Source organism: Chitinophaga sp. GbtcB8, assembly GCF_019091455.1.
In the GTDB taxonomy this organism is placed as follows: domain Bacteria; phylum Bacteroidota; class Bacteroidia; order Chitinophagales; family Chitinophagaceae; genus Chitinophaga.
On sequence record NZ_JAGXJN010000022.1, the window covers coordinates 113,045 to 123,240 of the forward strand.

The following is a 10,196-nucleotide window of genomic DNA, read 5'->3' on the forward strand; positions in this document are numbered from 1 at the left end:
GGTAGCGCCAATGTAGTAATGGCGGTCAGGCTATCATCCCGCTATATACAGGTTATTAACCGCCCCTTGCGGAACAGCCTTATAATACAATACCACTACTCCTGTGCTGAAGGTTTTTGTTCTTAATAATTGCAGCTGGGTACCGGGTCGTTTATCACGGAACAGGGGCATACCGTTTTGCAGGATCACCGGGTGCACCCATAGCCGGTATTCATCCACCAGCCCTAAACGGGTAAGGGTTTGCACAATGCTGCCGCTGCCGAAAATGATCATGTCCCTGCCGGGCTGCTGTTTCATTTCCAGGATCTGCTCTTTAATACGGCTGCGGATAATATGCGTATTTTTCCAGCTGCCTTTGCGCAGCGTACGGGAAAAAACGATCTTGGTATAGTCATTCATGCGGTTGGCAAAGTCCATTTGCGCAGGGCTGGGCATAGTATAACAGTCGGCATAGGGCCAGTACTGCGCCATTACCTGGTAGCTCATGCGCCCCAGTAAAATAGTGTCTACGGTTTGCAGCTGATCAGCTATGTGTCGGGTCATCTCATCATTCCACAGCGGGAAATGCCAGTCAAGCGTACCGTTGGCGCCGGCCATAAAACCATCCAGCGTAACGTTCATGGATACGATCACCTTTCTCATATCCAGGCTTTTTCCAGGCTTAATAATATCGGCTCATGCTGCATCGGTTAGCTTTTATAGTAATTGATCTTCAAAGATACACCCGTACAAAGGGTTGAAAGGTGGGTGAACCGGACTTAGGGCAGGGTAGGTTTCGACTTTTTTCAGTATTTTACAAAAACTAGCTAACCGGTCATGATAAGCTTTTTCGGGGGCTATGTTATGCGAAAGGCTGTCTAAACCGCAACAACAAAATAAGATCAAATGAAACACGTATCCATCCTTGTGCCACACGAGGCTGTTTTAGGCACCATTGCCGATCCACGTTATCTGTTTACCACAGTAAATGACTTTTTAATTGCTGCCGGGCAGCCTGCCTTATTCAATGTGCAGATGGTAGGGCTCACCAAAGAGGTTAAGCTGAATGGCGGTATCTTTTCCGTGCATGCGGACCAGCTGACCACGGAAGTGAAAAAAACAGACCTGATCATTATTCCTGCGCTGGGCAGCGACCTAAAGGTATCCCTGGAGCTGAACAAAGATTTTATACCCTGGATCATTGAGCAGCACAAAAAAGGCGCGGAAGTAGCCAGCCTTTGTATTGGCGCTTTCCTGCTGGCATCTACCGGTTTGCTGAGCGGCAAGGAATGTTCCAGCCACTGGAAAACAGCCAATGAGTTCCGCGAAATGTTCCCCGATGTAACACTGGTGGACGGGCGTGTGATCACGGAAGAAAAAGGCCTGTACTCCAGCGGCGGCGCTAACTCTTACTGGAACCTGCTGTTATATATTGTAGAGAAATATACCAGCCGCGAAATAGCCATTATGGCGGCCAAGCTGTTTGCCCTGGAAATAGACCGCAAAAGCCAGTCGCCCTTTATTATGTTCAACGGGCAAAAGAAACATGAGGATGAACCTATTAAACGTGCACAGGAATTTATTGAAACCAATCTCACAGAACACCTGTCGGTAGATGACCTGGCCGTAAAGTTTGCCATTGGCCGCCGCCACTTTGACCGCCGTTTTAAAAAAGCAACGAACAACACCCCCGCAGAATATATACAGCGCGTTCGCATTGAAGCTGCCAAAAAAATGCTGGAGATCAGTAAAAAGAATGTGAATGAGGTAATGTATGAAGTCGGGTATAACGATACAAAATCTTTCCGCACGGTGTTTAAGAAGATCACCGGGTTATCACCCATCGATTATAGGAACAAGTATAATAATGAGGCGGTGGTAGCATAAGGAATGTAAAATGTAAAATCATAAATGTAAAATGTAAAAGTGGAATGCAGCAACCCGTATCGCTGCATTCCACTTTTACATTTAAAATTTCACATTTATGATTTTACATTCTATTAAAACCTTACAGAAAACCCAACATTCACCACATAATCCGCAAACGCAGCATCACCGTTCACTTTATTGGTGGGAGTGCTTCTTTCTTTATCCGTAACGCTTTGCGTTCTGTTACGTACAAAAGCTACAGGTACAGATGCAAACAGCCGGGTTCTTCCCAGGTTGTAGGAAACAGCCGGTTCAACAGACCATACATAACCGGGCCTTCTGAAATCGCCGCTGCCACCCACCAGGTCATGCACAGGAATACCTTCTATACGGGCGCCTACAGAGCCGGTGAATTGCGCGTTAGCATAACTTACACCGCCCCGGAACATATACTGGTCCGGCACACTGCAAATGGCTTCGTTGGCCAGGGCAGGGGATAAGGTTTCCCGCCAGGTGCGCACACCATTCTGCTCCCGTGGATTCATTAAGTAATACGCATTTCCATATACGGCAATGTGGCTGGTAAAATTATAATAGCCATTCAGCTCCATGGTAACGCCGGTACCGCCATCGCCCAGCTGTATGGACTGATCCACTTCTCTTAGCTCCTTAGTGCCGTTAGGGCCTACGTTGTACCAGTAATCCTTTACGTCATAATCGCCGGTGGAAAACTTAATACCCAGGCCGGCCTGTATATTGCCGCGGGTATTTTTGTGAGGATCCAGCAGCCAGCGGTATACTGCTATGCGCATATCGCCCAAACCAAAAGAGTGCGTGCTATGGCGCTCGTTAAATTTATTGACGCCATTAACAAGGCCATGCTCATATTGGGAGGAGCGGGCATTGGCCAGGATGGGCACATCCAGCATAATGCTCCAGCGCTCGTCCAGGATGCGGGTCAGGGAAAGGTCAATGGCGGTTTGGTGATTGATCACTTCCGTACCTTGTGTTTGCCGTTCCTTTTGTTCTTCCCGGCCTTTAAAGTGTTTGTAAGATTTGAAATAACGGGCCCCAGTGGTGAACAGCCATTTGCCGGAGCTGTTCTCGTCCTGGTGGGGGAGCATGCAGGTAGATCCGTTGCCGCGTAGCGCTACGCAACCCTGCGCCTGCGATTTGTTTGCAATAAATAATGTCCCTGCTGCGATGAGGATGGTTGATAAAAGTTTGTTCATACGAGTTTAATGTGTGGTGACTGTTTGGATAAAAAGCTGTAATTAGCCATGGGCGGCACTTATAGATTCATTGTTCATTTTAGGTATAAAAGTGATTGTTCCTGTCCTGCTCTCGTAATACTAAAAATTGTTCACAACGTGGATGATCTGCTGCCCTTGTACAGCCTGTGCCGAAAGTAATAAATGTTTTGGAATTTTCTAGTTCAAAAAAGTGTTAGTTCCCGGCCGCACGCTCATCCCGCCAATTTGTAAGGTTAAATTTTTCTGGTTAGCTTTAGCAGCATTTAAATTTCCGGCTATGGATCATAACCTACACAAACCTGCTGCTAACCGTACCATGCCATCCTGTACCATTATTCCCGTGCTGGTGTATGCAGACCTGGATAAAGCGATCCCCTGGTTATGTGAAACTTTTGGTTTTACAGAACGGTGGCGGGCCGGCAACCATCGCGCACAGCTGGCTTTTGGAGAAGGCACTATTGCGCTGAGCGCGCAGCCGGAGGGTAAAACAGGGGGTGAGCAGGACCGGCATTCCCTGATGGTGCGCGTACGGGATGTGAACTATCATTATGAACATGCCTGCAAACATGGGGCGCAGATCATACAACCGCCGGCCGATTTCCCTTACGGGGAGCGGCAATACACGGCTGCTGACCTGGATGGACATACCTGGACCTTCTCCCAATCTATTGCCGATCTGGCCCCGGAAGACTGGGGCGGGATAAGCGGCAAACATTAACACAAGAATAATTTACTGCCAGGCGCTACCATACTATGCAGAACTTTTTTAAATTTACTGTATAACCGGAGCCATATATGAAATTCAACCTTCTTACCTTATGCGCGCTTTTTGTTGTTTTTACCGTAACGGCACAACAGAATAAGGCAGATGTTTTGCCAACCGCTAAGGGCAATTTAACCATTACACCCGTTCAACACGCCAGCCTGGCCTTTACCATCGGCAATACTACTATTTACGCAGATCCCGCAGGCGGCGCAGATTTTAGCGGCCTGAAGTCACCCGATATTATACTGATCACCGATATACATAGCGACCACTTTGATACCGCCAGCATTATAAAAGTAAAAACACCTAAAACCATACTGGTAGTACCGCAGGCAGTGGCTGATCTGCTGCCGCCGGCCCTGAAGGCAAAAGCGGTGGTATTAAATAATGGCGGCCATACTACTCAGGCAGGTATTGCCATTAGCGCCATTCCCATGTATAACATGGGTGCAAACCCACGCCATACCAAAGGCCGCGGCAATGGGTATGTATTGAACATTGGCGGTAAGAACCTTTACCTCTCCGGCGATACGGAAGGCATTCCTGAAATGAAGGCACTCAAGAATATTGATGTAGCTTTTGTTTGTATGAACCTGCCTTACACCATGGATGTAAAGCAGGCGGCAGAAGCGGTGCTGGCCTTTAAGCCTAAGATCGTATACCCGTATCACTACCGCGGGCAGAACGGTTTGAGCGATGTAAACCAATTTAAAGAGCTGGTTAATGCCGGCGATAAGAATATCGAAGTACGCCTGCGTAACTGGTACCCGGGCAAATAAAGATTTTTTCAGGTAACTATCCCACTGCTGTACACAGCAAAGCCGGTCCATGAGGCCGGCTTTTTTATTGGAATATGGTCACAGGTGGGTGATGGGTGAGCCATTGCTGAGGTGAATGCGGGCACTATTGCAATGGTTGCCAGCTTGGGAGATAATCCGGGCGGTGCCGCCTGGCACCTTGTGCACGGGAAGGGTTAGGGAAGGTGCCGGGCTAGCTATAAAAATATATAGTAGTATGTATTGCATAATACTATTAAAAACATATATCTTTGTATTGCAATCGAAATAAAAAATTACTATTTACCTGATAATCAATGCAAATTATTATATGAAAAAGATCATTACCATCATTTTATGCCTTTCCTTTATCTTTTTGGGCGCCCCAACAGCCTTTGCCCAGCGCCCAGGAACCACCACTTCCGGACCTTTATTTGATCAATTGCACCGCCAGGATAGCCTGCTTTTTCACTATGCCCAAAAAGACTGCAATGCGCAGAAGGTGCAGGAAATACTCACAAAGGATTTTGTGTTTTACCATGATAATGGACTGGATAATCCTACCACGGTACAGCCACTGGCCGACTTTACCAACAGCATAAAAAAAATATGTATGCAGGGCCACCTGCGCCGCACAATAGTACCCGGCAGCTTGCAGGTATTTGCAGTAAGCGGGCAGGAAGCCATACAAACCGGTGTGCAGCATTTCTATGTAATACCGGACAACCAGCCGGAGCAGCTGGTAGAGATCTCCAAATTCACCCGTACCTGGAAAAAAGAAGGTAATGCCTGGAAAATGGCCCGGGAGCTGGACTATCAGGTAACTACGGAATTTCCTGAAATGGCCGGAGAGCGTTACCAGCCTGCGCCCTATATACCGGGAGATAAAGCCTTATACGATACTATTGTAAATTTAGACAGCATCTATTTTGATACGTACAACACCTGCAACCTGGAAAAGATGAAGGATATGATGACAGATGATATGGAGTTTTATCATGACAGGGGAGGGCTGCAAACATCTAAGGAAGAATACATAGCGGCCATCAAAAATAACATCTGTAATAAAGTACAGCGTGAAATAATGAAAGGCAGCATTGAGGTATATTCCATTAACGGGTATGGCGCGGTGGAAATAGGCTATCACCGCTTTCATAACCTGGTAGAGGGTTCCACCTCCCATGCCAGCAAATTCATTACCCTGTGGAAACGGAATAACGGGCACTGGCAAATGAACCGTATTATAAGTTTGCATTAACAGCATTTATTGCAGCCAGCCGCACATGGCGGTTAAGCAACAAGGCCCAAACGGAACGGGGTGTATCCAGCCTGGATACACCCCCGTTTTTATTACTTGTGCTATTGCTTAATGATGTCTTGAAACCCTTGTCCTGGTGCGCGTAGCGGAACCACGGGGACTGCTAACAGTAGTCCGCTGGCGGCTGATCTGCCGGTTACCATTAGGCGAGCTGAAAGTGCGGGTGTTGGAATTATAGCTGCGTGTAGGCCCGTTAAAAGTACGGTTGGTGCCATTGCTGCGTGGCGTACTAAAGGTACGGGTAGTACCATTGCTGCGCGGCGTGCTGAAGCTGCGGGTAGCGCCTGTACGTGGCCCGTTGAAGCTGCGGGTGGCGCGCGGCGTAGCGCGGTAACGGTTCACTACTACCTGGTTGCGGGTGCGCACGGTTACGGACGTAACACGCATAGGACGGTAGATCCTGGGTGCATACACGATCCGGTTGGTACGTACCACTGTATAATACGGTGCATAATGGTAGCGGTAGGGGCGGTACACTGCCCAGGGCATGGGCCGCCAGGGGTGCCACCAGACAGGCCGTACACGCCAGCTAAAGGGAGATACCCATACCGTATAGGCCGGCGCATACACAAACCGTACACAGGGCCAGAACCATACATTTACAATAATAGCGCGGGTAGGAGCGTAGCGGGCAGTTACGTGCGGGCCGCTGCCAAAGTACGGTTGCTCTGCTTTTTCATCAGTTCCGCCGGTGGCTTTATCATCCCCGGAAGAAGGTTCAATAATAGTTTGCTCGCCGTAAATATCCTCATCGCCAACAATCTGCACCACGGCATTATCAGCAGCAGTTTTTTCCAGCTCTATTACTGCAATATCCTGGCTTTCTGTTTCGGAGATCAATGCCTGCAGCACAAAAACGTGCACATCATTTTCCCGCTTATTCACCACTTTTATGTAGTCAATATTCCCGTCACCATTGAGGTCCAGGTTATTTACCTTATTATCCTGGGAATTCAGCAGCTTTTCAAACTCTTCGGGAGAGGCGGCTTTTTTAAACATTTCCAGTGCGCCCTGTAAGCTGAAGTTGGCGCCCGGTAAATGAGAGGTATCTGCAGCAGCCGTGTTTGCATCTTGCGCATGAGCCGTTATGTTCATCAATAATCCACCTAGCAGGAAGGATAAGTAATGCTTTATTCGCATAAAGATCAATTTGGTAAGTAGTCAGACAGTCAACAAGGTAGAAAGTTTAATTTTACCCGCATCTGATTTATATATGAAATATAATATTTATATTTGATCTGGATTTGTAAGAGTACATGTGAACAATATCCCGACCCTGCACTATGAATACCTATAAGAAACGTGTGACTTTGCTGAGCGCACTATTACTTTGTTGCAGACTGGCCTTTGCCCAGCAGGATGCACAATACAGCCAGTATATGTTTAACGGCATTTACATTAACCCAGCCTATGCCGGGTATAAGGAAGTGCTGAATCTCCATAGTTTTTACCGTGCACAGTGGACGGGCGTAGAAGGTGCTCCGCGCAGCTTTTCCGTAGCGGTAGATGCTATTGCCAACGAAGGAAATGTAGGCCTGGCCCTGCAGCTGTTCAGCGATAAGCTGGGTGCACAAAGCACACAAGGGGTATATGCCAGCTATGCCTACCGCATACGTTTAAACGAAGACGGCAGCTCGCGCCTGGCCTTTGGGCTAAGCGGCGGCCTGATACAGCTGGGCATTAACGGCTCACTGCTTACCACCAATGACCCGGAGGTGGATATGCCTGCCGGCACGCAAACCACACTGGTACCGGATGCACGGGCCGGCGTTTATTACTCCACCAACCGCGCGTATGCTGGGTTTTCGGTAGATAACCTGATAGCCCCGCACATGAATAAATCGCGCTACTTATACATTCCGCAGCCTAAACCACATTACTACTTTACTGCAGGCATGCTGCTGCCCCTGAATGAAAATATACAGTTCAAACCTTCCTTTCTGCTGAAAGATGACCGGGGCGGCCCTACCAGCCTGGATCTGAACGCTTTCCTGTTATTGCAGGAAAGGATCTGGATAGGCGGCTCATACCGCAGCGGTATAAGCCTGTATGATAAGAACTACCTGCAAAAGGTGCTGGTAAAAAGGAATGCAGCCGTAGCGCTTGTAGAGGCATATGTTACGCCCAATTTACGCGTAGGTTATGCATATGATTTTGCGGTAGGGCCATTGCAGGGTTATAACAACGGATCACATGAGATATCTATTGGTTACTCCTTTACAAAAGCAGATAGAGGTGCAGAGAAGAACGGGCAGGTGCCGCGGGTGGCGTGCCCAAGGTTTTTCTAAAAAGCCCTGGCAACTTACCAGGGCGTTTATTCATGATTTATGATATTAAGCTCAATTGCCAGGATACTCCAAATTGATCATTTACCCAGCCAAACCTGCTGCTGAAAGGATACTTATCTAGCGGCATCAGCACATTGCCTCCTGTTGACAGCTGTGCAAACAGCGTATTAATTTCCTGCTCCGTTTCACAGCTTACGTATAATGACATGGCCGGTGTAAACGTAAACGAATGTTTAACATAACTGTCAATAGCCATAAATTGTTGTCCGTTCAGGGAAAAGGTGGCATGCATTACACTCCCTTCCGCACCCATTTCATTAGGTCCGTAACGGCTGATATTAATGATCTTTGAATCATTAAACAGGCTGGTATAAAAATTAAGGGCTGCTTCTGCCTGCCCCTCAAACATCAGGAAGGTGGTGATCTTTTGCATATTTTTTTAAGCCTAAATTAAGACCGTAGCGGCATACTGTCTTCATACTTTTGAGTGATTTAGCTATAAAAAGGCATTTTTCACGCTAAAGCATGGGCCTCTTTTTCCGCTATTTCATTTTTAATATAGGCTTCCAGGGTAGTGCTGCATTTCACCTGCTCAATACCGTTCCTTTCAGCTTTGACGCGGCCATCCACCACGGCTTCTGTCATTTCTATAAAGTTCTTAATACCGTCCGGTGAAAAGTGTAAGCCCTCCAGGGTTTTACCCCATTCAGCTTTTGGTATTACCTGCACTTTCACGGTTTTGTTCAGCAGCTTCCCAAAAACATTAGCTACATCCTGCGGGGTATAAGGCCGGGGGCCTTCAATCTCGTACACGGTACTTTTATGCCCGTCGCCGGTTAACACTTTTGCGGCAAATTCACCAACATCAGTGGGCGCTATCATGGGAATGGAAAAGCCGGCAGGGAAGAAGCTGGGCAGCACTCCTTTTTCTTTTGCTACTTCTAAGTAAGGCAGCCAGTTGCTGAAGTAATAAGCAGGTCTTATAAAGATCTGTGTTATGGAAAGGTCTTCAAAAGCATGTTCCAGCATATACGACATCAGCAAATTACCCGTGCCTTTTTCAAGCTGTGCGCCCACGGATGAAATGCCCACTATTTTTTCAATGCCGGCATGTTGCACCGCATCTTTATAGTTATCCAGTATCTGCTGTGTTTCTGCCAGCACATCTTCCTCCTGCCCGGTTTCAGGCGTAATGGCAAACAGGGAGGTGCCACCCCTGAAAGCAGTGCGTAAAGCAGTAAGGTCTTTTGCATCTGCTACGGCTGCATCCATGCCTTTTTCTTTTAGGGAGGCTGCTTTTTCCCTGCTATGGGTAATACCTACCACGGCTTCGCCCTTAGTTACCAGCTGCGTGGCTACGGTGCTACCTACGCTGCCCGTTGCGCCTAGTACAATATGCATATAAAACTGTTTTGGTGAGGCTGAATTGGCAACAAATACTATACCATGAGATGAGGGTTACCCGGTAGGCTGCAGGGTAGCCAGCTCTTCATCCGTAAATACCCGGGAGCGGGTTAAGAACCTTACTCCCAGCGGTATTTCCAGCGAAAAGCTGCTACCCCTGCCTGGTGTTACATCCAATATTAATTGTGTATGCTGCCAATAAGCAAACTGATCGCTGTTCATATAAAATTTACAACCGGCCACTTCACCTAACAGCACATCACTGTTGCCGGTCTTAAATTCACCTTCTGCAAAACACATAGGCTGTGAGCCATCGCAGCAGCCGCCGCTCTGGTGGAACATCAGGTTGCCATGCAGCTGCTTTAATTTTGCTATCAGCTCCAAACCTTTGTCAGTAGCTATGATCCGTGCAGTCATAATCTGTTGTTTAGAAAAATCCCAGTTTGGTTTTGCTGTAAGAGTTCAGCATGTTTTAGGTTTGGTGGTAGTGGTTTAGCTCCACCTAAGGCGTGCCCCGGCCAAAACCTGATTTTTGATAACCGC

The 10,196-nt window shown here is 47.6% G+C and carries 11 protein-coding genes; 5 read left to right on the forward strand and 6 right to left on the reverse strand.

What is annotated here, in order from left to right; genetic code table 11:
* Positions 1–33: 33 nt before the first annotated feature.
* Positions 34–642: a dihydrofolate reductase family protein gene (locus KVT36_RS19135; RefSeq protein ID WP_217605067.1), complete on the reverse strand. Its 609-nt coding sequence runs from the start codon at positions 640–642 to the stop codon at positions 34–36.
* 243 nt (positions 643–885) lie between these two features.
* Between KVT36_RS19135 and KVT36_RS19140 the strand changes: the two genes are divergently transcribed.
* Positions 886–1,866 (forward strand): GlxA family transcriptional regulator, encoded by a 981-nt coding sequence (locus tag KVT36_RS19140; RefSeq protein WP_217605068.1) that lies wholly within the window; start codon positions 886–888, stop codon positions 1,864–1,866.
* A 113-nt stretch (positions 1,867–1,979) separates the two neighbouring features.
* Here KVT36_RS19140 and KVT36_RS19145 read toward each other — a convergent pair whose 3' ends face one another.
* A complete protein-coding gene (locus tag KVT36_RS19145) occupies positions 1,980–3,080 on the reverse strand; it encodes a hypothetical protein (protein WP_217605069.1) in 1,101 nt (366 codons plus the stop codon).
* 298 nt (positions 3,081–3,378) lie between these two features.
* Here KVT36_RS19145 and KVT36_RS19150 point away from each other — a divergent pair, with 298 nt between their 5' ends.
* The 3 genes from KVT36_RS19150 to KVT36_RS19160 all read left to right on the forward strand — a co-directional run bounded on the left by KVT36_RS19150 (position 3,379) and on the right by KVT36_RS19160 (position 5,901).
* On the forward strand, positions 3,379–3,819 hold the full coding sequence (locus KVT36_RS19150; protein ID WP_217605070.1) for a VOC family protein: 441 nt from the start codon (positions 3,379–3,381) through the stop codon (positions 3,817–3,819).
* 77 nt (positions 3,820–3,896) lie between these two features.
* A complete protein-coding gene (locus KVT36_RS19155; RefSeq protein WP_217605071.1) occupies positions 3,897–4,646 on the forward strand; it encodes an MBL fold metallo-hydrolase in 750 nt (249 codons plus the stop codon).
* A gap of 328 nt (positions 4,647–4,974) precedes the next feature.
* Entirely contained in the window at positions 4,975–5,901 is a 927-nt protein-coding gene (locus KVT36_RS19160) for a nuclear transport factor 2 family protein (protein WP_217605072.1), read from the forward strand.
* A 108-nt stretch (positions 5,902–6,009) separates the two neighbouring features.
* On the opposite strand, the gene KVT36_RS19165 is transcribed toward KVT36_RS19160, so the two are convergent.
* Positions 6,010–7,101, reverse strand: coding sequence for a hypothetical protein (locus tag KVT36_RS19165; RefSeq protein WP_217605073.1), 1,092 nt, complete (start codon positions 7,099–7,101; stop codon positions 6,010–6,012).
* 143 nt (positions 7,102–7,244) lie between these two features.
* On the opposite strand from KVT36_RS19165, the gene KVT36_RS19170 reads away from it, so the two are divergent.
* Positions 7,245–8,249, forward strand: a complete 1,005-nt coding sequence (locus tag KVT36_RS19170) for a type IX secretion system membrane protein PorP/SprF (protein WP_217605074.1) — start codon at positions 7,245–7,247, stop codon at positions 8,247–8,249.
* Positions 8,250–8,286: 37 nt separating this feature from the next.
* On the opposite strand, the gene KVT36_RS19175 is transcribed toward KVT36_RS19170, so the two are convergent.
* The 3 genes from KVT36_RS19175 to KVT36_RS19185 all read right to left on the reverse strand — a co-directional run bounded on the left by KVT36_RS19175 (position 8,287) and on the right by KVT36_RS19185 (position 10,070).
* Positions 8,287–8,682, reverse strand: coding sequence for a VOC family protein (locus KVT36_RS19175; protein WP_217605075.1), 396 nt, complete (start codon positions 8,680–8,682; stop codon positions 8,287–8,289).
* Positions 8,683–8,762: 80 nt separating this feature from the next.
* A complete protein-coding gene (locus KVT36_RS19180) occupies positions 8,763–9,650 on the reverse strand; it encodes an NmrA family NAD(P)-binding protein (RefSeq protein WP_217605076.1) in 888 nt (295 codons plus the stop codon).
* A 57-nt stretch (positions 9,651–9,707) separates the two neighbouring features.
* Positions 9,708–10,070 (reverse strand): DUF779 domain-containing protein, encoded by a 363-nt coding sequence (locus KVT36_RS19185; RefSeq protein WP_217605077.1) that lies wholly within the window; start codon positions 10,068–10,070, stop codon positions 9,708–9,710.
* Positions 10,071–10,196: the final 126 nt, after the last annotated feature.

Excerpts from the sequence above, each read along its gene's own strand:
- KVT36_RS19135 (WP_217605067.1), bottom strand. The coding sequence starts at position 642 with ATGAGAAAGGTGATCGTATCCATGAACGTTACGCTGGATGGTTTTATG.
- KVT36_RS19140 (WP_217605068.1), top strand. The coding sequence starts at position 886 with ATGAAACACGTATCCATCCTTGTGCCACACGAGGCTGTTTTAGGCACC.
- KVT36_RS19145 (WP_217605069.1), bottom strand. The coding sequence starts at position 3,080 with ATGAACAAACTTTTATCAACCATCCTCATCGCAGCAGGGACATTATTT.
- KVT36_RS19150 (WP_217605070.1), top strand. The coding sequence starts at position 3,379 with ATGGATCATAACCTACACAAACCTGCTGCTAACCGTACCATGCCATCC.
- KVT36_RS19155 (WP_217605071.1), top strand. The coding sequence starts at position 3,897 with ATGAAATTCAACCTTCTTACCTTATGCGCGCTTTTTGTTGTTTTTACC.
- KVT36_RS19160 (WP_217605072.1), top strand. The coding sequence starts at position 4,975 with ATGAAAAAGATCATTACCATCATTTTATGCCTTTCCTTTATCTTTTTG.
- KVT36_RS19165 (WP_217605073.1), bottom strand. The coding sequence starts at position 7,101 with ATGCGAATAAAGCATTACTTATCCTTCCTGCTAGGTGGATTATTGATG.
- KVT36_RS19170 (WP_217605074.1), top strand. The coding sequence starts at position 7,245 with ATGAATACCTATAAGAAACGTGTGACTTTGCTGAGCGCACTATTACTT.
- KVT36_RS19175 (WP_217605075.1), bottom strand. The coding sequence starts at position 8,682 with ATGCAAAAGATCACCACCTTCCTGATGTTTGAGGGGCAGGCAGAAGCA.
- KVT36_RS19180 (WP_217605076.1), bottom strand. The coding sequence starts at position 9,650 with ATGCATATTGTACTAGGCGCAACGGGCAGCGTAGGTAGCACCGTAGCC.
- KVT36_RS19185 (WP_217605077.1), bottom strand. The coding sequence starts at position 10,070 with ATGACTGCACGGATCATAGCTACTGACAAAGGTTTGGAGCTGATAGCA.